Source organism: Xanthomonas sp. LF07-6, from assembly GCF_034105445.1.
GTDB lineage: Bacteria > Pseudomonadota > Gammaproteobacteria > Xanthomonadales > Xanthomonadaceae > Xanthomonas_A > Xanthomonas_A sontii.
The window spans coordinates 1-26,146 of sequence record NZ_JAXGGI010000024.1; the positions used below are offsets into that span (position 1 = coordinate 1).

Below are 26,146 nucleotides of genomic sequence, written 5' to 3' on the forward strand. Positions count from 1 at the left end.
AGCGCCGCTCTGGTGCCGTTGCGACAGATGCTACCCCTGGCTCAAGGTCGTGGCAGGTTGTTCGAGGTGCCCTGAAGTCCCTCCCACAGTGCGCTCGGACAGCTCGCCGCAAGCCTTGTACGAGCGGCTTCAGCCGCGACGGGCATTCCCGAACACGCCTGCCGCCCCGATTGACCCATACCTGCCTCGCACCGCATCGGCCGACCCGACCGGCCGCTTCACCGCCACGCTGCGAACGCCCGCGCCACCGCTTCGGCGCCGGGGTCGATCACGCCGCGCAGTGCGTCCGCCGGCACCGCCGCGGCGCGGCCGGCACCGGCACGGGTGAGCTGGGCGGTGGCATCGGCGCCTGCGCGGGCGGCGCGTGCGGCGGCCTCCACGTCGGCGTCCTGTGCCAGGGCGTCCAGTGCCGGCAGCAGCGCATCGAGCAGGGTGCGGTCGCCGCGTTGCGCGCCGCCGTAGTGCTGCATCCGCGCCACGCCGGCCTGCAGCGCCTGCACCCAGTCGCGGCCGTCCGCCAGCGCACCGGCAGCGGTGGTGAACAGGATCGACAGCAGCACGCCACTGGAGCCGCCCATGCTGTGTTCGATCGTCGCCGCCAGGCCGCGCGCCAGTGCGGCAGCGTCGCCGGTGGCCAGCGCATCGGTGTCCAGCGCCTGCCGCAGGGCGCGCGCGCCGGCGGCGAAGGTGCTGCCGGCGTCGCCATCGCCGCTGCGCGCATCCAGCGCGTCCAGCTCGGCCTGCGCGGCGATCAGGGCTTGCGCCACCCGGCCCAGGGCCGCTGCGCACTGCGCATCGCGCGGGCCATCGCGGTGGCTGTCGTCGCGCTTCAGTGCCGGCGCAAAGGTCTGCACTGCCTGCGGCACACGCACGCCGGGCCAGCCCAGGGTCTGCACCGGTGCCTGCAGTGCGGCCAGCACGTCGGCATCGGCCGGGGCGAGGGTGATCGAGAAGCCGTGCATGTCCATCGAGGTCATCAGCGCTGCCGGCACCGGCATCAGCGCGACCCGCTCGACGCCGATGCGCTGCAGTGCCAGCCGCGTCAGCACGCCCAGTTCCTGCGTCGAGCAGCCGCCGAGATCGTTGAGCATCAGCACCAGCGGCGCGTCGGCGCCCAGGCGGGCATCGGCCTGCGCCAGCAGCGGGTCCAGCACCAGCGCCAGTGCCTCTTCCACCGCGCCCGGCTGCACCGGCCGCGCACCGGGCTCGTTGTGGATGCCCAGCCCCAGTTCCGGCGCGCGGCGGCCGACCTGCTGGCCGGGTACGCTGCAACTGGACAGCGCCATGCCCAGCGACAGCAGGCGGTCGGCGAAGGCCTGGCCGCGCTGCGCCAGTTCGGCCAGCGGCACGCCCTCGCGCGCCAGGTGGCCCACGTACTTGTGCACCAGCACCGTGCCGGCGATGCCGCGCGGCTGCGCCGCGTCGGGCAGGGCAATGTCGTCGGCGACCAGTACGCTGGCCACGTCGATGCCCTCGGCACGGGCGCGCTCGGCGGCCAGGCCGAAGTTGAGCCGGTCGCCGGTGTAGTTCTTGATCACCAGCAGTACGCCGGGCGCGTCGGCGCAGGCGCGGATCGCCGCCAGCACCGCTTCCACGCCGGGCGAGGCGAACAGGTCGCCGGCGATGGCGCCGCTGAGCATGCCCGGGCCGACGAAGCCGGCATGCGCCGGCTCGTGCCCGGCGCCGCCGCCGGACAGCACCGCGACCTGGCGCGGATCGCGCTCGGCCTGCAGCACGATGCGGGTGCCGCTGCCGGTTTCCGACAGCCGCAGCGGTTGCAGCATGGCCGCGGCCGCGAGGACGTCGTCGACGATGGCGCGGGGGGCGGTGAGGAACTGGTCCATGCGGGTGTCCTGTGCAGGCCGTGCGGCGGTGTGGCGCACGATAGCCGGGCCGGCGTTACGCGCGGTTGAGGCCGGCCTGCTCACGCACCTGGTCGGCGGAATCGGCGAGAATCGCCGCTCATCCCGAATGGAATCCCCGCATGGCCGGCGCCAGCCTGTTCACCCTGCTCGACGACATCGCCACCCTGCTCGACGACGTGTCGATCCTGACCAAGGTCGCGGCCAAGAAGACCGCCGGCGTGCTCGGCGACGACCTGGCGCTGAACGCGCAGCAGGTGACCGGGGTGAACGCCGACCGCGAACTGCCGGTGGTATGGGCGGTGGCCAAGGGCTCGCTGCTGAACAAGGCGATCCTGGTGCCGGCGGCGCTGGCGATCAGCGCCTGGCTGCCGTGGGCGATCACCCCGCTGATGATGATCGGCGGCGCCTTCCTGTGCTTCGAGGGCGTGGAGAAACTGGCGCACCGTTTCCTGCATTCGAAGGAAGAGGACGCGGCACGTCACGCGCAGCAGGTGCAGGCGCTGGCCGACCAGCAGGTGGACGTGGTCGCGCTGGAAAAGGACAAGGTCAAGGGCGCGATCCGTACCGACTTCATCCTCTCGGCGGAGATCATCGTGCTGTCGCTGGGCGTGGTCGCCGGCGTGCCGTTCGTGCAGCAACTCGCGGTGCTGGTGGCGATCGCGCTGGCGATGACCGCCGGCGTCTACGGGCTGGTCGCGGGCATCGTCAAGCTCGACGACCTGGGGCTGTACCTGAGCCGCAAGGGCGCCGCCGCCGCGGCGATCGGCCGCGGCATCCTGTGGCTGGCGCCGTGGCTGATGCGCACGCTGTCGGTCGCCGGCACCGCGGCGATGTTCCTGGTCGGCGGTGGCATCCTGGTGCACAGCATCGGCCCGCTGCACCACGCCATCCAGGCGATCGCCCCGACCGGCGGGCTGGGCAGCCTGGTGCTTGCGCTGGGCAACGCCTTGGTGGGAATCGTGGCCGGCGCGGTGGTGCTGGCGGTGGTGCTGGGCATCAAGAAGGTGCGGGAGTAGGGATTCGGGATTGGAGATTCGGGATTCGCAACAGCGACGCGCATGCTCGCTTTTGCGACTCCCCAATCCCGACTCCCCAATCCCGCGCCGGCCACGCCGGCGCCAGCTAGTCGGCCGACACCACCCGGTTCTTGCCGGCCTTCTTGGCCTCGTATAGCGCACGGTCGGCGCGGCGGATCAGCGCGTCCTGCGCTTCGCCGGGCTGGCGCAGCGCCACGCCGGCGCTGAAGCTGACGAACACGCGCTGGTCTTCATGTACCACCGCGCGCTGGGCCAGCGCGCGCTGCACCCGGGTTACCGCCGCACTGGCCTCGAAGATCGTGCAGTCCGGCATCAGCAGCACGAATTCCTCGCCACCGAAGCGGGCGATGGCATCGCTGGCGCGCAAGGTGGTGCGCGCCACTTCCACCACGTGGCGCAGGGCGCTGTCGCCGCCGGGGTGGCCGTAGGTCTCGTTGAGCTTGCGGAAATCGTCCAGGTCCAGCATCGCCACGCACAGTGGCTGCGCGCTGCGCTCGGTGCGCACCAGTTCGCGCACGAACAGGTCGTCCAGGCCGCGGCGGTTGAGTGCGCCGGTGAGCTGGTCGACCCGCACCAGGCCGCTGACGTCCTGCAGTTCCTGCTCCAGGCGCAGGATGCGCTGCTCCGCCGCCTCCACCTCCTGGCGTGCGGCGATCAGGTGATCGCGCGCGCGCAGCGCCTGCTCCTGCACGTGGCTGGTGTCCTGCAGCACTTCCTGCAGCAGGCGGTTGAGGTCGGCGATGCTGCGCGCGTCGCGGATGGTCTGCGAGTAGTCGGCGATGCGGTCGTGGAATTCGCCGGTGCTGGCGGCCATGCCGTCCAGGTCCGCGACGAAGCTCAGCATCAGCTCCTTCATCGCCTCCTTGGATTCGGCGATGCCCTGCTTGAGCAGGCCCTGTTTGTAGATCACCTCGCGCAGGCTGCCGCGCGCCTCCTCGATCGAGTAGCGGTCCAGCGGCCCGGCGATCAGGTCGCGCACCACCGCGATCTGGCCCTGCAGCCAGCTGGTGTCGTCGAGCAGTTCGCCGACGTTCTCCAGCAACAGGTCGAACAGGCTCAGCAACAGCGCCTGCTGTTCCTGGCCGTCGCTGGCGCGCAACGCGATCTGGTGGCACAGCTCACGCACCTGTTGCGCCACCGGTTCCAGCGGCTGCCCGGGACGCCACTGGCGCAGCGCCTCGCCGCTGGCCTCGGCCTCGCCGGCGAGTTCGGGCAGGGTGTGCAGCAGCGCCGCCAGCGCGCCGGCCACGGTCTGCCGCAGCAGGTCGCGCAGGCGTTCGCTGTCGCTGGGCCCGGCCAGCGGGTCGTCGACGTCGATGGTGCGGATGTACTTGTCGATCAGCTGGCGCAGTGCGCGGCCGTAGCTGGGCCAGTCGCCGCTGCTCGCCGCCGACTGCAGGCGCCGACCCATGTCGCCCAATTCGCCGTGCAGCGAGGCCATGCCGTCGGCGAAGGCGCCGAGCAGGCCTTGCGGCTCGTGCGCCTGCTGGAACAGGCGGATCAGCGCGGCGGTGGCGGCAGCCGGATCGGTGGCCGCCTCCGCGGGCGGCGCCGCGTGGCCGTGCTTGTGCGCATGGCTGTGGCCCTGCGCGCGCGCCGGCAGCCCCGCGGCCGTCGTCGGCGCGGGATCGCGCCGACGTGGCGACAGCAGCTTGCGCAGTCCGCTGATCGGCGGCTCGTCGCGTTGGTCCGACATGCCAGCCGGCTCCTCCCCAGGTCAATGCGCCGCCGATGGTGGCGCTCAGGAACTGGATATCGGCGCTGGCGGCGCGCGCTTGAGCCGGCGGGCGCCGTGTCTGTGAAGGGGACTCCATGGCGGCCGTACCCTCACCCCCGGCCCCTTGCTTCCTTCTCCCTTCGGGACCATGGCCCCCTTTTCGGGGGAAGGTGCCCCGGAGGGGCGGATGAGGGGGCGGTTCGCTAGGGAGGTGTCTGGGGGAAGAGGTTCCCTAGCCGTCGCACCCTCACCCCCAACCCCTCTCCCGGAGGGAGAGGGGAGCAACACCTGGCTCCCGAAAGATCGCGTGTGCCGCGGCGCTGTGCAGAACGCGCACGACGCTGGCACTCTGGCGGCCGCGCCTGCCGCCGGCGCGCGCACTTCCACGGAGACTGAGCATGGCCGATCCCCGCGAACCGCTGCTGCATCCCGTTCCGATCCTGTCCCTGCGTCCCACGCAGATGACCGTGGGCATGCGCGAGGTGAAGGAGAAGCGCAAGCGCTGGCGCGCGCACGCGTCCAAGCACAAGCAGGCAGAGCTGCTCGGCACGCACATGATCCCGGTGGTGCTGGGACCGGATGGCCGCTACTACGTGGTCGATCACCACCATCTGGCGCGGGCGCTGCTAGACGAAGGGGTGAAGGACATCCTGGTCACGGTGATCGCCGACCTCAGCATGGTCGACAAGGCCGCGCTGTGGAGCGTGCTGGATCATCGCCGCTGGGCCTATCCCTACGACGCCAAGGGCGAGCGCCGCCCGTTCAAGGACATGCCCACCTCCATCGCCGACCTGAAGGACGATCCCTACCGCAGCCTCGCCGGCGAGGTCCGCCGCGCCGGCGGCTACGCCAAGGACACCACGCCCTTCAGCGAATTCCTGTGGGCCGACCTGTTCCGCCGCCGGCTGCGGCGCCGCGACATCAAGGAGGATTTCGCCCGCGCCATGGAGACCGCGCTCGCGCTCGCCAAGAGCCGGGACGCGAGCTACTTGCCGGGCTGGTGCGGGCCGCTGTCCGACGACTGATCCGGCGGGGCGTCATGCGCCGGCCTGCCGCCCAGGAGTGCGTGCAGGGCGCGTTCGACGCGGCCGCCGAACAGCAGGATGACGAAGGCGATGGCCAGCGACACGGCCACGATCTGCCACTGGCCGGCGCCGCACATGATGCCGACGCAGGCGGTGAGCCAGACACAGGCGGCGCTGGTCAGGCCATGCACCCGCACATGTTTCTGGGTGTGATAGATGACGCCGGCGCCGAGGAAACCGATGCCGGTGAGGATGCCCTGGATGACGCGGCTGCCGGCATCGGTGAAGCCGCCCTTGCCGAGCGGGTCGGCCAGCAGCACCACCATCGCGGTGGCCAGGCCGACCAGGCCCAGCGTGCGGATGCCGATCGGCTTGCCGTGCAGGTCGCGGTTCAACCCGATCGCCGCGCCGGCGAGGGCGGCGATCCCCAGGCGCACGGCGATCTCGGACAGGTCGGTCAAGGCAGGTCTCCCGGTGGATGTGTCGCCGCGGGCGGCCGGCCCATCATAGGCAAGCCGGCCGCGGGCGCCGCGTGCATGCCGTCGGCCGACGTCAGAGCGCGGCGCGGACGTCGTCCAGGCTGGGCGGGTTGGCGCCGGCACGGGTGCAGTTGATCGCCGCGGCGGCCACGCAGAACTGCAGCAGGCGCTCCAGCGCGGCGGGCTCGCTGCCCAGCGCCGCCAGCGCGGCCGGATCGGGCAACTGCTGCAGCAGCGCGGCCTGGAAGCTGTCGCCGGCGCCGACGGTGTCGGCCACCTGCACCACGCGGCCGGGCACACGCGCTTCGCTGTCGCCGCGCCAGGCCACCGCGCCGTCGCCGCCCAGGGTCATCACCACCAGCGACGGCCCCTGCTGTAGCCAGCTGCGGGCGATGGCGAACGGATCCTGCTGCGGATACAGCAGCTCGATGTCCTCCTGGCTGACCTTGACCACGTGCGCCAGCGCGATCCAGCGCGCCAGCCGCGCGCGCCACACCGCCATGTCCGGCTCCACCGTCGGCCGCACGTTCGGGTCCAGCGAGATCAGCCGCTGCCCGCGCTCGCGCTCGGCCAGCGCCTGGAAGGTGCTGGCGGTGGTCTCGGCGACCAGGGTGTAGGAACCGAAATGCAGGCCGCCGACGCGCGCGTCCAGCGCCGGCAGGTCGGCCTCGGTCAGCGCGCGATCGGCGCAGCCGGTGCCGTAGAAGGCGTAGTTGGGCACGCCGCCGGCGTCGAGCGCGACCATCACCAGGGTGGTGGCCTCGCGCTTGTCGATGCAGTAGTCCAGGGCCACGCCTTCGCCTTCGAGGGTGGCACGCAGCTGGCGGCCCAGCGGATCGGTGGACAGGCCGGTGAACAGCGCCGACGGTGCGCCCAGGCGGGCCAGGCCGATCGCCACGTTGAACGGCGAACCGCCCTGGCGCGCGGTCATCGCGACCGAGGTGCCGGCGTAGCCGTCGATGAAGATGTCGTACAAGGCCTCTCCGCACACCACGAACATCGAACCGCTCCTCATAGGTTGCAGCGCGCCGGCCGGCGCGATGGGGCGGCTATTGTGGCGTACCTGCTGCGGCGCGGCGACCGTGTGTGGGGCAGGCAGGAGCATGCGAGGACCAGGCTGGCTGGCGCCCCGAACCCTCATCCGCCCCTGCGGGGCACCTTCTCCCGGTGGGAGAAGGGAAAAGCCATAGCCCCTCTCCCGTCGGGAGAGGGGTTGGGGTGAGGGTACGGGCGCGCAGCGCCTCATGGATCCTGGAGGCGAGCGGCCGGCCCTGTGCTGGCGCTTGGTTGCATGCTGGCGTTTAGGAGTGATACCTGGCTGGCGCCCGTACCCTCATCCGCCCCTGCGGGGCACCTTCTCCCGAGGGGAGAAGGGAACAGCTGAAGCCCCTCTCCCCCCGGGAGAGGGGTTGGGGTGAGGGTACGGCCGCGCAGCGCCTCATGGACCGCCTTCCAACGCACACCCCGCCCACAACGCCTTGCCGCCGCCCCTGCGATAGTCGCCACCTGCCCCAGCCAGCCTCCAAGGACGCCCCATGAAAATCCTGCTCGCCGGCGCCACCGGCCTGGTCGGCGGCCACGCGCTGCGCCAGTTGCTGGCCGCCCCCGCCTGCAGCGCGGTGATCGCGCCGACCCGGCGCGCGCTGGCCATGACCCATCCCAAGCTGCACAACCCGGTGCTCGACTTCGACGCGCTGCCGGCACAGGCGCCCTGGTGGCAGGTGGAGGCGGCGATCTGCGCGCTTGGCACCACGATGCGCCAGGCCGGCTCGCGGGAGGCGTTCCGCCGGGTCGACCACGACTATCCGCTGGCGATCGCGCGGCTGCTGCGCCAGTACGGCACCGAGGCCTTCGCGCTGAACTCCGCGCTGGGCGCGAATCCGCGGTCATGGGCGTTCTACAACCGGGTCAAGGGCGAGTTGGAACACGACCTGCGCGCGCTCGGCTTTACGTCGCTGACCCTGGTGCGGCCGGGCCTGATCGGCGGCGAGCGTGCGCAACGCCGCCGCGGCGAGCATGCCGCCAGCGTGGTGTTGCGTGCGCTCGGACCGCTGCTGCCGCGGCGCTACCGGATCAATCCGGCCGAACGCATCGCCGCGGCGCTGGTCGCGGCCGCACTGCAGCCGCGCCCGGGCGTGCGGGTGATCGACGCGGCGCAGTTGGTTTAGGAGCTGGGATTGGGGATTGGGGATTGGAGCGCGCGAGTGCATAGCATTGCGTGCGATGCACATTGAAGCCGCTTTGCGATGGGGCGGACGTTCGTGCGCGATGTAGGCGCCCGCGTCTGCACCGCGAGCAGTCACGCAGTTCTTCGCCGCGGTGCCTCGTGTGCCTGGACCAGGCCGGGCGCGACCTTCCTCAGGCGCCCAGCGACTGCCCACCGTCCACCGCCAGCACCTGGCCGGTGATCCAGCGCGCCTGCGGCGAGGCCAGGAACAGCGCCGCGTTGGCGACGTCGTCGATCGCGCCGAAGGCGCCGAACGGAATGCTCGCGCGGATCTGCCGGTACAGCTCGGGCTGCTGCTGGCGACGCTGCTCCCACAGGCCGCCGGGGAACTCGATGGAACCGGGTGCGATCGCATTGACCCGGATCCGCTCGCGCGCCAGCTGCGTCGCCAGGGTGGTCGTGTAATAGTTCAGCGCCGCCTTCGCCGCCGAGTACGCCGGCACCCGCGGCGTCGGCCGCAGGCCGTTGATCGAGCTGATGTTGAGGATGCAGCCGCGACCACTGCCGCGCAGCTGCGGCAACGCGGCGCGGTTGCAGCGCACCGCGGCCATCAGGTCGATGTCGAAGCCGGCCTGCCAGCTCGCATCGTCGTCGCCATGGCCGTAGCCGGAGGCGTTGTTGATCATCACGTCGATGCCACCCAGTGCGTCCGCGGCCTGGGCCACCCAGGTCTGGATCTGCGCGGCGTCGGCCAGATCGCAGCACTGCGCCGCGACCGGGTGGCCGTGGCGCTGCAACTGCGCGGTGGCGTCGGCCAGCGGCGCGGGACTGCGCGCGCAGATCGCCACTGCGGCGCCATGGCGGGCGAAGGCATCGGCGATCGCCAGGCCGATCCCGCGGCTGGCGCCGGCGACGAGCACGCGGTATCCCGCGAAAGCGGACGGATCGGTCATCGGTGGCTCCTGCGTGCCGTGGGGCGTGCGCCGATTATCCGCGCAATCCGCAGCGTGCGGCCGCTTCTGGCACCATGGCGGCCGTCGTACGCGCCGTCCGTCGGTGCGCCCGCCGCGCCGTCGCCCTGCGATGACCGCCGCATTCCCTTTCCAGGATTTCCCGCAGTGAAGAAGACCTACCGGCTCCGCATCGAAGGCAAGCATCCCGACCGCCTGCTCGATGCCGCCAAGCACGACATCCGCAAGTACATCCGCCGCGAGCGCCGCAAGACCTTGCCGGCCGGTGCGGACTACTGGGATTTCGACACCCTGTTCGGCACCGAGGAAGCCACCGCCGCGGTGCTGCCGCCGGCCGAACTGCTGCGTGCGGTCGACGCGCTGGTCGCCGCCGGCGGCGAGCAGTTCTACGTGGAGATCCGCAGCCGCGCGTGCACGCGGCCGCCGCGGGCCAAGGGCGGCCAGGACGAAAGCGAGCACGATCCCTTCGAGGACTGAGCGCGATTCGGCGTGCCTGTCGCGCCGTGGGGCGGCGCCGTGGCAGCGACGTGCGACGCCAGGCCACTGCCCGCGCCCTTTGGCATTGCCGCAGCGCTTGCCGCGGTGCGCCAGGCCTTCCGGCGTTTCTGGCCGGAGGGCCGACTGCGGCACGCGTTGGCGCGGACGCTCCCGGCGTTCTTGGTCGGATCCGTCCGACAAGCCCGCGTCGCATGGCGACGCGGTCGTCCTGATGTTCTGGCCGGAAACGTGCCTGATCTCGGCACGCGTCTGTGTGGCGACGGATGCCGCAGCAAAGCGTGGTACAGCCCGCGCGGCGGCGCTCAGCCGCTCGCGGGTGGCTCCCCGTCCTGCGCACGCGCCGCGCGCAGCCGGTCCTTCTTGCTCGGCCGCTTGCCCTTGATGCCGCCGGTGGAGGCGGCCGCCTCTGTGGCCGGCGCGGCGGCCGGGGGTGGCGCTTGCTTCGGCTCGAAGCCGGGAATGCGTTCGCGCGGCACGCGCACGCCTTGCCGCTTTTCGATCAGGCGCAGATGCGCCGCACTGGCCGCGTCGACGAAGCTCAGCGCCTGGCCCTCGGCACCGGCGCGTGCGCTGCGGCCGATGCGATGGGTGTAGTCCGCGGTGGAACGCGGCAGGTCGTAGTTCACCACCACCGGCAGCGCGGCGATGTCGATGCCGCGCGCGGCCAGGTCGGTGGTCACCAGCACCCGCACCTGCTGCTGGCGGAACGCCTCCAGGGTGCGCAGGCGCCGCCCTTGTGCGAGGTCGCCGTGCAGTGGCTGCGCGGCGATGCCGGCCTTGGCCAGCGCCGTGGCGACCTGCTCGGCGCTACGCCGACTGGCGACGAACACCAGTGCGCGTGGCCATGCTTCCTGTTCCAGCAAATGCTGCAGCAACGCCAGGCGACGCCCGTCGTCGACCTCGATCGCGCGCTGGCGCAGCGTCGCCGGGATCGGTGCGGCGTCGGCGGCGTCGCCGATGCGTCGCGGCGCGCGCAGCAGGCGCGTGGCCAGCGCCGCGATCGGGGCTGGCAGGGTGGCCGAGAACAACAGGGTCTGCCGCGTCGGCGGCAGCAGTTGCAGTAGCCGCTCCAGTTCGGCGCCGAAGCCCAGGTCGAGCAGGCGGTCGGCCTCGTCCAGCACCAGGTGCGCCACCGCGTCCAGTTGTAGCGCGCGCTGCGCCAGCAGGTCGAGCAGACGCCCGGGCGTGGCCACCACCACGTCGGCGCCGCCGCGCAGCGCCAGCATCTGCGGATTGATCGAGACGCCGCCGACCGCCACCACCACCCGCGGCCGCCGCGGCAATTCCAGGCCCAGCGCGACGAAGGTATCGGCGACCTGCACCGCCAGTTCGCGGGTCGGCAACAGCACCAGCACGCGGGTGGAGCGCGCCGGCCTGGCCGCCTGCGCGCAGGCCTGCAGCAACGGCAGCGCGAACGCCGCGGTCTTGCCGGAACCGGTCTGCGCCATGGCCAGCAGATCGTGGCCGGCGACGATCTGCGGCACCGCCTGCTGCTGGATCGGCGTGGGCGTCTGCCAGCCGACGCGCGCGAGCGCGGCGGCGAAGGCGGGATACAGCGCGGGCGACAGACCGAGGGAAGCGAACGGCATCGGGAGGGGCAGCAAAGGTGAGACTGGACAGTATCGCCGACCTGGCGTGCGCGCGGCTTCCGTCGTGACGCGTCTGGCCATCGCGCGTCGCGGCTGATCCCGAAAAGGGGACAAGCGCCGCTCCCACAAGGGCGTGCGGCGAGCTCGCCGAGTGCACTGTGGGAGGGACTTCAGTCCCGACGCATTGCGGCATCGGAAAGCACGCCGCTTCGCCCGTCGCGGCTGATCCCGAAAAGGGGACAAGCGCCGCTCCCACAAGGGCGTGCGGCGAGCTCGCCGGGTGCACTGTGGGAGGGACTTCAGTCCCGACGCATTGCGGCATCGGAACGCACGCCACTTCGCCCGTCGCGGCTGATCCCGAAAAGGGGACAAGCGCCGCTCCTACGCGACGATCGGCGAGAGCAGCTGTTGCCAATCCCCAATCCCCAATCCCGAACTGCAACGCACGGCCATCCACGCGGATGGCCGTGCGCGTCTTCGCGGACCTTACTGCGGGCAACTCACGCCAACGGCGGCGAAGGCATTGCGCACCGCGGTTACCGAGCGGCTCAGGTCGCTCGCGGCGGTCTGCACGCCGCAGGCGCCGCTGTTGAAGCTGGTGCTGGGCGTCCAGTACAGCTGGTTGGCGCGAGCGAACACTTCGAAGGCGCTGCGCGTGTTCCAGCCGGAGGTGGTGGCCAGGGTGTAGAACGCCTTGTTGTAGACGCCCGAGGAGTAATGCACGTCCAGGCCGCTGCGGTAGTTGGCGGCGTTGTCGATCGAGCTGCCGTCCTGGGTCGGGGTGGCCATGTAGCGCAGCGCACCGTTGGCCTTGAAGATCTCGGTGCCGACCTTGAAGTCGTTCGTGCCCTTGAGGTAGTACTCGGTGGCCTCGCCGGCCATGTCCGAGAACGCCTCGTTGATGCCGCCGGACTGGCCGGAATAGGTGAGATTGGAATGCTGCTCGGTGAAGCCGTGCGAGACCTCGTGGCCGGCGACGTCGGCGCTGACCAGCGGATAGAACCGCGTGTTGCCGTCGCCGAAGTTCATCGTCGAACCGTTCCAGAACGCGTTCTCGTAGCGCGTGCCGTAATGCACGCGCATCACCAGCTGGAAGGTCAGCGGCGCCACGCCGACGTAGCTGCGGTACATCTTCTCGATCACGCCGCCGAAGTAGTGCGCGTCGTTGATCGGCGAGTAGGCGCCGTTGATGGCCTTGTAGGTGTTGCGTGGGCAGGTGAACTGGTACGCGGTGGTGCCGGAGCTGCCGCCGTTGAGGTTCACCGACTTGACGTTGCTGTTCTGCATGCGGCAGTTGTCGTCCACCTCCAGGAAGCCGTGGATGCTGTCGCTGCCGTATTCGTACTGGCCGGTCTTGGCGTTGCCGCCGGGGCCGGTGGCGTCGCGCGTGGTCAGCGCGTCCCACTGCTTGAGGATGGCGCCGCTGCGCGCATCCACGATCACGAACGGCCTGCTCGGCGCGCCGCCGTTCGGCGCATCGGCGAAGAACGACACCACGTAGGCCAGGTGCGCGCGGTCGCTGTCGTCGAGGTAGATCATCTGCGGCGCCTGCGCGCGTTCGATGCGGCGCTCGGCCTGGGCGGTGCCAAGCGCGACGCGCTGGGCCAGCAGCAACGCACGGTCGGCAGTCAGCGTGGCGCTGGGCGCATTGGCGGCAGTCGCCGGCAACTCGCTGGCCAGCCCAGCCACCGAGCGGCCGAACAGGCTGCGCACGCTGCCGTCGGCGCGCTCGCTGACGATCACTTGCTCGCCCCATACCGGAATGCCGCGGAAAGTCTGCTGGTAGCGGCGGTGCACGGTGCCGTCGGCATCTTCGCTGCTGCCGAGCAGGGTCAGCGCGGACTCGGCGTCCAGCCCGATCAGTTCGGCATGGCGCACCGCGGCCGCGGCCGGTATGCCGCCGACGCGCGCGGCGGCGCTGCGGTACTGGGTACCGAGCGTGTCCGGGTTCTTGGCGTGCAGATCCACGCGTTGCGCGGCGCTGGCGGAGGTGGCGGCGAGCGCAATCAGCAGGGAGGGCAGCAGCACCGACGGACGATGATGACGTGGCAGAGTCATGAGCGGAATCCTCGAACGCAAGAAGGAAGGGCGCGCCGTCGCGGCAGCGGAGCGGCCGTGGCGCGATGCGTGGCATGACGTTCAGGGCAGTGCGGCCGATCGGCGCAGTGCCTCCCCCTGTGCAGCGACCATAACGGCGGCGTCGCGTCGCGTGGTAGACAGGTTGCGTTCAGGGTTTTTGCATCGAACAGATGCGGTATCGCCGTAGCTGCGACGTGTGACGCGCAATCGAGCCAAGCGGTTCGCCATCACGATGCATGCAGGTCGGCGGATGTGCACCGAATGCATGCGAAGCGATCGCAGCACCAATGCTGGACCGCCGGTAGCACTTGGTCCCTGCACTGTGGGAGGGGCTTCAGCCCCGACGCGCTGTGCAGGAATTGCTCGGGAGAGCATCCCGTAGTGTGTAGAAGACTGCAGAGACCACGCGCGCCTCTGCGTGGCCTCCGAGGCATCCAATGCAGAACGGCCTCAATCGCGGTGCTTTTAGTTCGTCGCGTCGGGACTGAAGTCCCTCCCACACGGGACGCATCTGCTGTACCTGGTGCGCAGATGCACCGTCTGGTTCTATGCAGATCGGCTGATGTGCACCGAATGCATGCGGAGTGATCGGCAGCACCAATCCCGGACCGCCGGTAGCGCTTGGTCACTTCCCTGTGGGAGGGGCTTCAGCCCCGACGCGCTGTGCTGGAATTGCTCGGGAGAGCATCCCGAAGTGTGTAGAAGACCGTAGAGAACACGCGCCCCTCTATGTCGCCGTTGAGGCCTGCGCTGCAGAACGGGCTCAATCCCAATGCCTTTAGTTCGTCGCGTCGGGACTGAAGTCCCTCCCGCAATGGGGGTGCATACCACCATGGCGGTGCATCTACTGCATCAGCGCAGCAGATGCACCGTCTGGCGTCAGGCAGGTCGGCTGATCTGCAAGACGGCCGGCGCTCAGCCCGGCAGCGCCAGGTCGTCGATCATCGCGCGCAGGAAGCGCGCCGCTTCGCCGCCGGTGCAGGCGCGGTGGTCGAAGCTCAGCGACAGCGGCAGGATCTTGTGCGTCTCCACGCCGCCCATCACCGGCACCAGCTGGTGGCGGGCGCGGCCTGCGGCGACGATGGCCACGCACGGCGGCACCACGATCGGGGTGGCGTAGCGGCCGGCGAACATGCCGAAGTTGGACAGCGAGATGGTGTAGCCGCTCAGCTCCGAGGCCGGAATGCTGCGCGCCTCCACCTGCTGGCGCAGGCGGTTGATGCCTTCGCGCACGCCGCGCGCATCGAGCATGTCGGCGTTGCGCAAGGCCGGCACGAACAGGCCGTCGTCGGTGTCCACGGCGATGCCGATGTCCACGTGCGCGTGCAGGGTGCGGGTCAGCGCCTCGCCGTCGAACCAGGCGTTGAGCGCCGGCACCGCCTGGCAGGCGGCGACGATCGCGCGCACCAGGCGCCCGGTGGTGTCGTTGCCCGGCGTCCATGCGTGCAGGTCGGCATCGTCGTTGAGCGTGGTCAGCACCACCTGGCGCTGCGCCTCGGCCATCACCCGCGCCATGTTGCGGCGCACGCCTTTCAGCGGCTCGGGCTGGCCCTGCACGGCCACGCCCGGCGGCTGCGTGCGCATCGGCTTGCCGGCGGCGGAGAGCGGGGTGCGCGCAGGTGCGGCTTGGGATGTGCGGGCCGGCGCAGGAGCGGCTTCAGCCGCGACGGCAGGGCTCCGTGCAGTCGCGGCCGAAGCCGTTCCTGCAGCGGCGCCGGCTTTCGCCGAACCATCGGCCGCGGCCTGCTTGACGTCGGCCAGGGTGACTGCGCCGTCGGCGCCGCTGGCACGCACCCGGCCCAGGTCCACGCCCAGCTTCTTGGCCAGGGCGCGTACCGCCGGCATCGCGCGTACGCCGCCTACCGACACGGCCTGCTCGCTGTGCACGGTGTTGGAGCTCTGCATCGCGCCGACCACGGTGCCGGCATCGTCGCGCTCGCCTGCGGACTGCGCGTTGTCGGCGTCGTGCAGTTCGCCGCCGTCGTCGGAGGCGACCACGCGGTCATCGGCCGCAGCGGTGTCCGCGCCGGCACCCTTGCCGGATGCGGCTGGTGCCGCGCCGCCATGGTGATGGCCGGTGTCCTGGCCTTCGGCGCGCTGCGGCAGGTTCGGGTCGGGCGCGAACTGCGCCAGCATGCTGCCGGTGACGACGATGTCGCCCGGCGCGCCGGCCAGCTTCAGCACCTTGCCGGAGACCGGCGACGGCACTTCGACCACCGCCTTGGCGGTTTCCATCGACACCAGCGGCTCGTCCAGCCGGATGGTGTCGCCTTCCTTGACGAACCACTCGACGATGGTGGCGTCGGGCAGGCCTTCGCCCAGGTCGGGCAGATTGAAATTCTTGGTTTGGCTCATGTGGTCTCTTCCAGCAGTTCCAGGTCGCGTGCCGGCAGCCAGCCCTGCGTGCCGTCGGCGCGCTCGGCCCACCACCAGTCGCCGTATTCGTGATGCAGGACGACGGTGTCGCCCTGCGCGGCATCGAGTTCGCGCGCGTCGTAGTCGCGCATCGCCACGGCATGGCCGTCGCCGGTCGGCTGCAGCCAGGCCAGCGGCGCCCAGCCGGCGCTGCCGGCGGTGCCGGTGATCCAGACGAACGCCGGCCACTCCTCGTCGCGCACGCCCAGCGCGACCCGCTCGCCGGCGGCGATGCGGATCGGATGCGGATAGGCGGCGCGGTAATCGCTGATCAGACGTGCCTGCATATCAACCCGCGGCCATCGCCCGCTTGGCCGCGGCGACGATCTTGTCGGTGCTCGGCAGGTACTTCATTTCCAGCCGGAACAGCGGGATGTGGGTGTCGTAGCCGGTCACGCGCTGCACCGGCGCGACCAGGTCGTACATCGACTGCTCGGCCAGGCGCGCGGCGATCTCGGCGCCGAAGCCGGCGCTGCGCGGGGCTTCCTGCACGATCACGCAGCGGCCGGTGCGCGCCACCGACTCGGCGATGGTGTCGAAGTCCAGCGGGCGCAGCGTGGCCACGTCGATCACTTCGGCGCTGATGCCGTCGGCGGCGAGGCGGTCGGCGGCCTCCAGCGCTTCCTTGACCTGCGCGCCCCAGGCGACCAGGGTCACGTCGGTGCCGTCGCGCAGCACGAAGCACACGTCCAGCGGCAGCGCCTCGCCATCGTCGGCGACCACTTCCTTGTACTGCCGGTAGATGCGCTTGGGCTCCATGTAGATCACCGGATCCGGCTCGCGGATCGCCGCCAGCAGCAGGCCGTAGGCGCGCTGCGGCGAGGACGGCAGCACCACGCGCAGGCCCGGCACGTTGGTGAAGATGGATTCGTTGGCTTCGCTGTGGTGCTCCGGCGCGCGGATGCCGCCGCCCCACGGCACGCGCAGCACCATCGGGCAGTGCAGGCGGCCGCGGGTGCGGGTGCGCAGGCGCGCGGCGTGGCAGATCAGGTGATCGACCATCGGGTACACGAAGCCGTCGAACTGCGCCTCGGCCACCGGCTTCATGCCCTGCGCGGCGAGGCCGACGCTAAGCCCGGCGATGGTGGTCTCGTCCAGCGGGGTGTCGAGCACGCGCTGCGCGCCGAAGCGCTGCTGCAGGCCGGCGGTGGCGCGGAACACGCCGCCGTTGACGCCCACGTCCTCGCCCAGCACCAGCACCGACGGGTCGTGCTGCAGTTCCCAGGCCAGCGCCTGGGTCACCGCTTCGATCAGGGTAATGGGCGTGCTGGTCATCGGGCTGTCTCCGCGCGCGGTGGCGGCGCTGTGGGCGGTGCCGGCCGCAGGCGCGGCCGTGTGATCGGCGAGGCGGGGGCTCAACTCATCCATGGCGCTGCTCCAGGGCGATGGCCTCGGCGCGCTGCGCGAGCAGGTCCGGCGGCGGGTCGGCGTACAGGTAGTCGAACATTGCTTCCACCGGCTGCACCGGGGTTTCCAGGTAGGCGTTGAGCTCGATGTCGGCCAGGCGCGCGCATTCCTGCTTCCACGCCGCTTCCTCTTCCTCGCTCCACAGGCCCTGTGCGCTCAGCCAGGTGCGCAGGCGCAGCAGCGGCTCGCGTTCCCAGGCCTGCTTGACCTCGGCATCGTCGCGGTAGCGGCGCGCGTCGTCGGCGGTGGTGTGGTCGGACAGGCGGTAGGTCATGAACTCGATCACCGTGCCGCCCTGGCCGGCCAGCGCGCGCTCGCGCGCCTGGCGCATCGCTTCGAGCACGGCGATCAGGTCGTTGCCGTCCACCTGCAGGCAGTGCAGGCCGCCGGCCAGGCCCTTCTGCGCCAGTGTCTGCGCACCGGTCTGCGCGTTGCGCGGCACCGAGATCGCCCAGCCGTTGTTGATCACGCACAGGATCAGCGGCAGCTGGTAGGCGCCGGCGGAGTTGAGCGCGGCATAGAAGTCGGTCTTGGACGAGCCGCCGTCGCCGCAGGTGGCCACTGCCACCTGAGGTTCGCCGCGCAGCTTGAACGCCAGTGCGGCGCCGGCGGCGTGCAGGCACTGGGTGGAGATCGGCACGCAGATCGGGAAGTCGCGGGCGGCGTCGGAATCGCGCTGGAAGTCGCTGCCGCGCTCGTCGCCGCCCCAGTACAGCAGGATCTCGCGCGGGCGCACGCCGCGCATGAACATGGCGCCGTACTCGCGGTAGCTGGGCGCCAGCACGTCGCCGCGGCGCATCGACGCGCCGATGCCGATGTGGGTGGCCTCGTGGCCCAGGCAGGAGGCGTAGGTGCCCAGCTTGCCGGTGCGCTGCAGGGCCACCGCCTTGCTGTCGAAGGTGCGCACGTAGAGCATCTGCTTGAACAGCGCCAGCAGCGTCTGCGGGTTGGCCGAGTCGGCCGGAAGCGCGTCGCGGACCGGCTGGCCGCCCGCGTCGAGGTACTGCAGGAACTCAATTTCGAACTGGGCGGCGATGCTCATGGCGATGGCGCTCTCGACAACAAGTTTCAAATGATATGAGTCGGCATGTTAAGGAAGCCGTGCACAAAAGCCGTCGTGCACCGCAGCACGCGGCGATGCCGTATCGCACAAGAAAAGCGTGGTCGCGCCGCGTTGCCGATTGATGGCGTTGGGTATCGCCGATGTTGCACTGCGATGCATGCCGTTCATGTGCGCGTGGGTGTCCACCGGTGGCGGTGGTCCATGCCGGCGGTGCGGTGCGCGCTGGAGGCGAGAGTGTCGGACAAGGACAGAAGGCGCACGCGTGCAGCAGCAGCGCAAGGGCATCGCGCATCGCCCGCTACGCACCCTCAAGCCGCATGGACGTCGCCTCGTAGCAGCGGCTTCAGCCGCGACGGGCGTTACCGGGGATCCCCCATCGCGGCTGACGCCGCTCCTGCGCGATAGCGCTTTCGGCAGCGCGTGATCGGCGCCGGGTGGCGTTGCCCCAAGCAAAAAGGGCGTGGCCTTGCGGCCACGCCCTTTCGTCTGCACCGCTTGCCGCGATCAGCGGCCGAATAGGCGCAGCCCCTCCACGCGGGTGCTCAAGCGCGCGCTGTTGTCGCTCGGGTCGGCATCGGCCGAGGTCGAGCCGGCGCTGGCGCCGATCACGATCTGGCGGTCGGCCGGCAGCGGCCGTGTCGCCAGGCTCAGGCGGAACGCGGCGCTGGCGCCCGGCGCCAGGTCGGCGCCGCTGCGGCACTGGAAGCGCGCGCTGCGCAGGCCGTGGTTCTGCCGCACGCACTGCCAGCCGCGCGGCGGCACCAGCGCGGTGAGCGCCGACAGGGTGCTGCCGTCGATCTCCAGGCTGGCGCCCTGCACCGGTGCATTGCCGTGGTTGCGCACGTCGATGCGGTAGTCGGCGAAGAAGGCGAAGAACGGCAGGGTGGCCGGGCCGTCGATCGACACCGCCAGGTCGCCGGCCGGACGCGCCTGCACCGCCACCGTGGCGCCGCCGCCGTTGTCGCCGGGGTTGGGGTCCTCGGTCTGCGAGGCCACCGACGCGGCCAGGCTCAGGCTGCGCCCGACCAGGGCGGTGCCGGCCGGCACCGCCAGTTCGAAGCGCGGCGTGGTGCCGGCGGCGAACTGCGCGGTGCTGCAGGTGACCACGGTCTGCGCAGCCACCTCCGGCGCGGCGCAGTCCCAGCCCGGGGCGGCGGTCACGCTCGGGGCCACCGCCGCGTCCAGGGCGAAGGCGACTGCCGCCGCACGCGCCGCGTCCGGACCGGCGTTGGCCAGTTCCACGCTGTAGCGGATGGTGTCGCCGGCATAGACCGACGCGTTGGCGGCGCTCACGCGCAGGCTCAGGTCGGCGCGCTCCAGCGGCTTGAGCTTGATCAGCACCACCGCCGGGTCGTGGTCGGACAGCCGCGCCGGCGAGTTGGCGTCGTTGCGGGCCACGGCCGGGAAGTCGGCGTTGAGCCGCGCATGGGCTTCGCTGAGACCGGCGATCTGCGCCGAGCGCATCAGCGCACGGTTGGCCAGGATGTGGTCCAGCGACTGCACGTTGCCGTCGTAGGCGTAGGAGTAGCTCTGGTCCGGCGTCGACAGCAGGGTCAGGTTGTACAGCGCCGGATCGACCAGGGTGGCGCCGTCGCCGCCGACCACGGTCTGCGCGTCGGGCGCCGGCAGGCCGGTGATGGTGCCCATGGCATCGACATAGCCGTCGTTGAACTCGAAGGCGTTGAAGTCGCCCATCACCAGCAACTGCTCGGTCGGATCGGCGGCCTGACGCGCCTGCAGCAGGTTGGCCAGGAACACCGCCTGCGCCTGGCGCTTGGCGCGGATGCGCTGGCCGCTGGCGTCGTCGGTCTCGGCGCCGTTGAGCGAACGCTGGTGCACCTCGACCACGGTCAGCGGCAGCGCGCGGCCGTCGGCGAAATGCACCACCGCCTTCAGCAGCAGCGGCGGGCGGTCGTTGAGCAGGCTGACGGTGCCGCTGGGCTCGGTCCAGGTGGCGGCCTTGCCTTCCTGGCTCACCGAGACCACCTCGACGCGGGCGATGCCGGCGCCGATCTGCGCGGTCTTGACCAGGAAGCCGACGTCGATGCCGCCCACGTCGTTGCCTTCCTGCAGGTAGGCCACGTACTGCGGATCGGGCTGGCCGGCGGCCACCGCGTCGCGGTTGACGCGGTCGGCCAGGGTCTGCAGCACGCTCAGGTTCTCGATCTCCACCGTGCCGAGGATGTCGGGGGTGTTGAGGTAGTTGCGGATCGCCAGCGAGGCCTTGTTGAGGCGCGCCTGGTAGGCGGCCGCGGTCAGCACCGGTTCGCCGATCGCCGGATCGTTCTGGTCGTCGAAGAAGCGCTCCATGTTGTAGGTGGCGATGTTGACGTCGTCGGCCTGCGGCGCGGGGGCGGCCTTGGGCTGGTCGGCGCCGTCGCACTGCACGCTGGGCGCGGTTTCCGGGTAGATGGTGTAGCGGCGGAAGCTGTAGTCCAGCGGGCCGCTGACGCCGAGCACGGTGCAGCCGGCGGCCACGTCGATGCGCTGGCCGCCGAGGCCGGCGCTGCCGACCGCGATCACCTGCGGGCTGGTGTTCCAGCGCGGCACATCGGCCGGCGAGCCGGCCGGCAGCGCGTCGGGCTGCTGCACGCCGGCGGTGCGCCAGGCGCGCGGCAGGCCGGTGACCACGGCATGAAACACGCCATTGCTGGTGGCGCTGGCGTTGGTCTCGTTGACGTTGCCCAGGGTCGGCGTGTTGACGGTCAGGCTGGGCACGGTGACGCGCATGCCTTCCAGGCGCTCGAGCTGGTCGTAGGCGCCGTTCGGGTCGGGGAAGCGGGTGGTCAGCTCGACCGCGGCCGGCAGCGGATTGCCGGTGGACTGCAGCAGCACCGTCGGCGAGGTCAGTTCGGTCAGCGGCGGCTGGCTGGGGTCGGTGCTGGGCACGTATTCGACCACCGTGGCCTGCACCCGCACCGAATTGCCCACCGCGGCCTCGGCCGGCGGCGCACTGCCGGTGTAGACGTAGATGCCCTCGGAGGTGAGCGGGTCGGCGTCGGCCTGGGCGTCGGGCGTCTGCAGGAAGAAGCCGGCGCTGCGCCGCGCGGTGACGATGCCGCTGGTGGCGACCACCTGGCCGACCAGCGGCGAGCGCGCGCCGCTGCCCTGGATGCTGTGGATCGGCACCAGGTTGAAGTCGTCGTTGAGGATCACCCCGCTGGCGGTCAGCGTGGACGGCAGCGCACCGCTGACGCCGGTGATGTCGAGGTAGAAGGTCTCGTCGGGTTCGTTGCTGGTGTCGCCGTTGACCAGCACGCGCACCTCGGCGCTGCTTTCGCCGGCCGGGATGGTCACCTGGGTCGCGGCCAGTGCCTGGTAGTCGCTGCCGGCAGTGGCGGTGCCGTCGCGGGTGGCGACGGTGAAAGTCACACCGGCGCTACCGGCCGGCTGGCTCAGCGTCACCGTGAACACGAATGCGCTGCTGCCGCTGTCGCCTTCGGCGCGGCTGACGTTGGCCACGCTGGCCACCGGCTGGTTGCCGCCGCCGCACAGGCTGACCGGCGCGGCGCTGTTGCGCGGGGTCGGCGCGCCGGTGGCGAAGTCGGCGTTGTTGTTGTCGCTGTCGCTGCAGCCGCCGTTGCCGCGCAGCACCGCCAGGGTGTTGCTGGGCGCGGCGGTCGGGGCGCTGCCCTCGGCGCAGCTGGCGCTGCTGCCGTAGCCGACGAAGTCGGCGTTGCCGGCCGGGCAGGCGCCGCTCAGCGCGGCGCTGCTCTTGCTCAGCGCGATCTTGCCGGCGCTGCCGCTCATGGCGATGGTGCCGGTGGCGTCGGGCGTGGGCAGCGCGGTGCTGCCGCCGCTGCCGTCGGCCTGTTTGACCAGGTAGTAGCCGCCCGGCGCGATGCTGCCGCTGAGCGTGGTGACCTGCCAGCTGCTGCCGGCGGCCGAGGCGTACTGCACCGACCAGCCGGCCAGGCTCACCGCCTCGCTGCCGTTGTTGTGCAATTCGACGAAATCGCTTTTGTAGGTGGCGCCGCTGTTGCCGCCACCGCCATAGACCTGGCTGATGACCACCTGGGCCTGGGCGTAACCGGCACCACCCAGCGCGCACGACAATACTGCAGCTCGAAGCAGCATGGTTCGCATGAACAAGATCTCCCCAATCCTTGAAGACGTGGACTTAAGAGTGGCGAACGAAACGTAGCGAGCAGTCGCCAGGTGGGTGCGGACGGCGCGGAGGAACCGCAGTGTACGAGTGGTACATGAGGATTCCGAGCACCGTCCGCGCCCGCCTGGTGGCTGCGCAGTAGTTTGGTTTGCCGCTCTTACGCAGATAACGTGACGGCGCCCCCCAGGCGCCGCCGACGATTGTGCCGGAGTTTGTCAGCCGGTGCTGACGAATGTGTGACATTCGTCGCTGCGGTACCCTTGCCGGCCCGGAACGCCCACGCCGCCCATGCCCGTCGAACAGAACCAGCGCCCGCTCGAAGCCGGCATCCACACCGACCTGGAAGGCCGCCTGACCTACGGCGGCTACCTGCGCCTGGACCGGCTGCTGTCGGCGCAGCAGCCGCTGTCGAACCCCCCGCACCACGACGAACTGCTGTTCATCGTCCAGCACCAGACCTCGGAACTGTGGCTGAAGCTGCTGGCGCACGAGCTGGGCGCGGCGATCGCGCACCTGCAGCGCGACCAGGTGTGGCAGTGCCGCAAGGTGCTGGCGCGCAGCAAGCAGGTGCTGCGCCTGCTGACCGAGCAGTGGTCGGTGCTGGAGACCCTGACCCCGTCCGAGTACATGGGCTTCCGCGACGTGCTGGGTCCGTCCTCCGGCTTCCAGTCGCTGCAGTACCGCACCATCGAATTCATGCTCGGCAACAAGAACGCGCAGATGCTGCCGGTGTTCGACCACGACCCGCAGGGCCAGGCGGCGCTGCAGGCGGTGCTGGAGGCGCCCAGCCTGTACGAGGAGTTCCTGCGCTACCTGGCCCGCTTCGGCCACGCGGTGCCGGCGCCGTACCACGCCCGCGACTGGCGCCAGCCGCACGTCAGCGACCCGCTGCTGCGCCCGGTGTTCGAGCGCATCTACGAGAACACCGACCGCTACTGGCGCGAGTACGCGCTGTGCGAGGACCTGGTGGACCTGGAGACCCAGTTCCAGCTGTGGCGCTTCCGCCACATGCGCACGGTGATGCGGGTGATCGGCTTCAAGCGCGGCACCGGCGGCTCCAGCGGCGTCGGCTTCCTGCAGCAGGCGCTGGCGCTGACCTTCTTTCCGGAGCTGTTCGAGGTGCGGACCTCGGTGGGGCTGGAGAGCCGGGACCCGGGACTCGGGACCCGGGACCCGGGTGGGGCGTCGCAAGCGCCGTAGTGGAGCGCGCGGGCAGGCGCCGCTCGGCCTTGCTGCGCTGCGTCGTGGTCGGAGGCGTTGGTCTTTCCGCGTGGCGCGCCGCGCGGAGGCTGGCGTACCGCATGCGCACATCGCCTTCTCGCCCGGAATCCCTGGCCTTCGAGCGCCCGCCTTTCCGGGTCCCGGGCTCCGGGTCCCGAGTCCCGGCCCCACCACGCATTTGACGCCACGCCGTCGCTCGGTGATCCTCGCCCGTTGCCCGGCCTGGCCGGACGCACCGCCCCAGCCCATCCTGAATACGCAAGGGAACACCGCATGAGCGTTGACGTCGTCGCGTCGAATCACCCCGCCTCACCGCAGCCGCCGTCAGCGCAACCGCCCGAATTCAAGACCCTGCTGGGGCATCCGCGTCCGCTGTGGATGCTGTTCATGACCGAGTTCTGGGAGCGCTTCGCGTTCTACGGCATTCGCTGGGCGCTGGTGCTGTACATCGTGGCGCAGTTCTACAACGGCAATGCCGACGGCGAAGGCGACGCCAGCCGCATCTACGGGGCCTACCTGGCACTGGTGTACGCCGCGGCGATCTTCGGCGGTTACGTGGCCGACCGGGTGCTGGGCTACCAGCGCTCGATCCTGACAGGCGCGATCATCATGGCCGCCGGGCTGTTCATGATCTCGCTGCCGCAACAGCACGTCTTCAAGCTCGGCCTGGCCACGATCATCGTCGGCAATGGCCTGTTCAAACCGAACATCTCCACCATGGTAGGTAAGCTCTACGGCCTCCAGGACGCGCGCCGCGATTCGGGGTTCACCATCTTCTACATGGGCATCAACATCGGCGCGATGATCGCCCCGGTGTTCACCGAGTACCTGGCGCGCAAGGTGTTCGGCAGCGACAGCACGCCGTCCTACAAGGTCGTGTTCATCGCGTCGGGCGTGGGCATGCTGATCTCACTGGTTTGGTTCTACATCGGCCGGGCCGGCCTGAAGGGGATCGGCGCTGCGCCAGTGGGCGCCGAAGGACTCGGTCGCGTCGCCATGGTGCTGGTCGGTGCGGTGGTCGCCATTCCGGTGGCGTACTTCCTGCTGGCCTCCGGTGCCACCGCGTTGGCCTGGATCCTGGGCGCGATGTTCACCGCGCTGTCGGTCCTGTTGCTGATCGAGGGCATCCGCGAGGGCAAGGTGCAGCGTGACCGCGTGATTGCCATGCTGATCATCTTCGCCTTCAACGTGATGTTCTGGATGTTCTTCGAGCAGGCCGGCAGTTCATTCACCTTCCTGGCCGAGAACATCGTCAACCGCCAGTTCGGCGCCTGGACCTTCCCGACGGCATGGTTCCAGTCTGTGAACTCGGTGGCGATCATCATCCTGGCGCCGATCATCGCCTGGATCTGGGTGGCGATGGGCCGCGCCAATCCGTCCATCCCGCGCAAGTTCGGCCTCGGCCTGCTGTTCAACGGTGCAGCCTTTGCACTGCTGATGTACGCGCTGTCGTCAATGGTGGTGGACGGCAAGATCCCGTTCTGGACCCTGTTCATGGTCTACGTCATCCAGTCTATCGGCGAGTTGTGCCTGTCGCCGATCGGGTTGTCGATGGTGACCAAGCTGGCGCCGGTGCGGCTGGTCGGCTTCGGCATGGGCGGCTGGTTCCTGTCCACCGGCATCGGCAACAACCTGTCGGGCATCTTTGCCGGTATCGTCAGCGGCGAAGGGGGCATGACCGTGGCCTCGGCGCTGAAGGGGTATACGTTCGGCTTCTGGGCGCTGATCGTTTCCGGGGTGATCCTTTTCCTAGTGGCGCCGCTGATCAACAAACTGATGCACGGCGTCAAATGACCTGAGGACCTGGCAATGGCGATGAACAAAACGATCTGCGCTGCCCTGGCGGCGATGCTGGCGCTGAGCGCGTGCGGGCAGACCGCGGCGCCGCCCGACGCGCAGGCGCCGGCCAAGCCGCTGGACACCTCGGTGCAGAAGCCGCCGGTGGCCGACCCCAGCCAGCCGGTGGCCTCGGGCAATACCCCGGCCGCCGCCGACGTGGCCGCGGCCAAGGCCCTGGGCGCGCAGTTCGATCCGCAGCGCAATCCGGCCGACGACCTGGACACCGCCATGGTCGAGGCCAAGCGCGGCGGCAAGCGCATCCTGCTCGACGTGGGCAACGAGGCGTGCGACTGGTGCCACACCCTGGACAACTTCATCGAGGGCGATGCGGAACTGCGCAGCTTCCGCGACGCCAACTTCGTCTGGGTCAAGGTCAACGTCAGCGACGCCAACAAGAACGAGGCGTTCATGGCGCAGTACCCGAAGATCGTCGACTTCCCGCACCTGCTGGTGCTCGACGCCGACGGCAAGCTGCTGCACTCGCAGGTGCTCGCCGACCTGCAGAAGGGCAAGGACTACGACCGCAGGAAGTTCTCGGACTTCCTCAAGGAATGGGCGCCGCCGAAGGCCTGAGCGGCCGCGAAGCGCAGTTCTCGTAGGAGCGGGTCTTGTCCCCTTTTGTGGGATCAGCCGCGACCGGGCTTCCAAGGAATGCCCGGTCGCGGA

19 protein-coding genes and 1 other RNA gene are annotated in these 26,146 nt (G+C 70.6%); 7 read left to right on the forward strand and 13 right to left on the reverse strand.

The annotated features are described in order from the left end of the window. Window positions 1-218: 218 nt before the first annotated feature. Window positions 219-1,844: a dihydroxyacetone kinase subunit DhaK gene (locus SLW56_RS20435; protein ID WP_295939613.1), complete on the reverse strand. Its 1,626-nt coding sequence runs from the start codon at window positions 1,842-1,844 to the stop codon at window positions 219-221. Window positions 1,845-1,984: 140 nt separating this feature from the next. Here SLW56_RS20435 and SLW56_RS20440 point away from each other — a divergent pair, with 140 nt between their 5' ends. Further along, on the forward strand, window positions 1,985-2,881 hold the full coding sequence (locus SLW56_RS20440; RefSeq protein ID WP_320695389.1) for a DUF808 domain-containing protein: 897 nt from the start codon (window positions 1,985-1,987) through the stop codon (window positions 2,879-2,881). A gap of 106 nt (window positions 2,882-2,987) precedes the next feature. On the opposite strand, the gene SLW56_RS20445 is transcribed toward SLW56_RS20440, so the two are convergent. Then, window positions 2,988-4,598 (reverse strand): diguanylate cyclase, encoded by a 1,611-nt coding sequence (locus SLW56_RS20445; protein ID WP_320695390.1) that lies wholly within the window; start codon window positions 4,596-4,598, stop codon window positions 2,988-2,990. A gap of 419 nt (window positions 4,599-5,017) precedes the next feature. Here SLW56_RS20445 and SLW56_RS20450 point away from each other — a divergent pair, with 419 nt between their 5' ends. Further along, a complete protein-coding gene (locus tag SLW56_RS20450; protein WP_295920154.1) occupies window positions 5,018-5,644 on the forward strand; it encodes a ParB-like protein in 627 nt (208 codons plus the stop codon). On the opposite strand, the gene SLW56_RS20455 is transcribed toward SLW56_RS20450, so the two are convergent. Both SLW56_RS20455 and SLW56_RS20460 read right to left on the reverse strand, forming a co-directional pair. Next, window positions 5,605-6,105 carry an MgtC/SapB family protein gene (locus tag SLW56_RS20455; RefSeq protein WP_267092901.1) on the reverse strand — a complete coding sequence of 167 codons (501 nt, stop codon included), beginning with the start codon at window positions 6,103-6,105 and terminating at the stop codon, window positions 5,605-5,607. The genes SLW56_RS20450 and SLW56_RS20455 overlap by 40 nt on opposite strands. A 91-nt stretch (window positions 6,106-6,196) precedes the next feature. Next, complete coding sequence (locus SLW56_RS20460; RefSeq protein WP_295939621.1) at window positions 6,197-7,123, reverse strand: carbohydrate kinase; 927 nt, start codon at window positions 7,121-7,123, stop codon at window positions 6,197-6,199. 535 nt (window positions 7,124-7,658) lie between these two features. Here SLW56_RS20460 and SLW56_RS20465 point away from each other — a divergent pair. Then, window positions 7,659-8,291 carry an NAD-dependent dehydratase gene (locus SLW56_RS20465; protein ID WP_295910844.1) on the forward strand — a complete coding sequence of 211 codons (633 nt, stop codon included), beginning with the start codon at window positions 7,659-7,661 and terminating at the stop codon, window positions 8,289-8,291. Window positions 8,292-8,481: 190 nt separating this feature from the next. Here the strand turns inward: SLW56_RS20465 and SLW56_RS20470 are convergent, their stop codons facing one another. Further along, window positions 8,482-9,243, reverse strand: a complete 762-nt coding sequence (locus tag SLW56_RS20470) for an SDR family NAD(P)-dependent oxidoreductase (RefSeq protein WP_017909717.1) — start codon at window positions 9,241-9,243, stop codon at window positions 8,482-8,484. A gap of 165 nt (window positions 9,244-9,408) precedes the next feature. Between SLW56_RS20470 and SLW56_RS20475 the strand changes: the two genes are divergently transcribed. Continuing rightward, window positions 9,409-9,738 (forward strand): DUF6172 family protein, encoded by a 330-nt coding sequence (locus SLW56_RS20475; protein WP_017909718.1) that lies wholly within the window; start codon window positions 9,409-9,411, stop codon window positions 9,736-9,738. A 323-nt stretch (window positions 9,739-10,061) separates the two neighbouring features. On the opposite strand, the gene SLW56_RS20480 is transcribed toward SLW56_RS20475, so the two are convergent. The 8 genes from SLW56_RS20480 to SLW56_RS20515 form a co-directional block, all read right to left on the reverse strand. Continuing rightward, window positions 10,062-11,348, reverse strand: coding sequence for a DEAD/DEAH box helicase (locus tag SLW56_RS20480; protein ID WP_320695391.1), 1,287 nt, complete (start codon window positions 11,346-11,348; stop codon window positions 10,062-10,064). Between the two features lie 486 nt (window positions 11,349-11,834). Next, a complete protein-coding gene (locus tag SLW56_RS20485) occupies window positions 11,835-13,406 on the reverse strand; it encodes a M4 family metallopeptidase (protein WP_267092896.1) in 1,572 nt (523 codons plus the stop codon). A 936-nt stretch (window positions 13,407-14,342) separates the two neighbouring features. Further along, the gene (locus SLW56_RS20490) at window positions 14,343-15,782 is read right to left on the reverse strand and encodes a dihydrolipoamide acetyltransferase family protein (protein ID WP_017910229.1); all 1,440 of its coding nucleotides are present in this window, start codon (window positions 15,780-15,782) and stop codon (window positions 14,343-14,345) included. Beyond that, window positions 15,779-16,129: an SH3 domain-containing protein gene (locus tag SLW56_RS20495; protein ID WP_017910228.1), complete on the reverse strand. Its 351-nt coding sequence runs from the start codon at window positions 16,127-16,129 to the stop codon at window positions 15,779-15,781. The genes SLW56_RS20490 and SLW56_RS20495 overlap by 4 nt, the downstream gene beginning before the upstream one ends. A gap of 1 nt (window position 16,130) precedes the next feature. After that, complete coding sequence (locus tag SLW56_RS20500; protein ID WP_043094489.1) at window positions 16,131-17,210, reverse strand: alpha-ketoacid dehydrogenase subunit beta; 1,080 nt, start codon at window positions 17,208-17,210, stop codon at window positions 16,131-16,133. After that, window positions 17,203-18,291 carry a pyruvate dehydrogenase (acetyl-transferring) E1 component subunit alpha gene (gene pdhA, locus SLW56_RS20505; protein WP_017916506.1) on the reverse strand — a complete coding sequence of 363 codons (1,089 nt, stop codon included), beginning with the start codon at window positions 18,289-18,291 and terminating at the stop codon, window positions 17,203-17,205. Before pdhA ends, SLW56_RS20500 begins: the two co-directional genes overlap by 8 nt. A gap of 525 nt (window positions 18,292-18,816) precedes the next feature. Then, the gene (locus tag SLW56_RS20510) at window positions 18,817-22,398 is read right to left on the reverse strand and encodes a lamin tail domain-containing protein (protein ID WP_320695392.1); all 3,582 of its coding nucleotides are present in this window, start codon (window positions 22,396-22,398) and stop codon (window positions 18,817-18,819) included. A gap of 42 nt (window positions 22,399-22,440) precedes the next feature. Further along, window positions 22,441-22,516: non-coding RNA, sX9 sRNA (locus SLW56_RS20515), on the reverse strand. A 192-nt stretch (window positions 22,517-22,708) separates the two neighbouring features. Between SLW56_RS20515 and SLW56_RS20520 the strand changes: the two genes are divergently transcribed. The 3 genes from SLW56_RS20520 (at window position 22,709) to SLW56_RS20530 (ending at window position 26,053) form a co-directional block, all read left to right on the forward strand. After that, window positions 22,709-23,620, forward strand: a complete 912-nt coding sequence (locus SLW56_RS20520; protein WP_152236756.1) for a tryptophan 2,3-dioxygenase family protein — start codon at window positions 22,709-22,711, stop codon at window positions 23,618-23,620. 294 nt (window positions 23,621-23,914) lie between these two features. After that, on the forward strand, window positions 23,915-25,435 hold the full coding sequence (locus SLW56_RS20525) for an oligopeptide:H+ symporter (protein WP_320695393.1): 1,521 nt from the start codon (window positions 23,915-23,917) through the stop codon (window positions 25,433-25,435). Window positions 25,436-25,450: 15 nt separating this feature from the next. Beyond that, a complete protein-coding gene (locus tag SLW56_RS20530) occupies window positions 25,451-26,053 on the forward strand; it encodes a thioredoxin family protein (protein ID WP_295966275.1) in 603 nt (200 codons plus the stop codon). Window positions 26,054-26,146: the final 93 nt, after the last annotated feature.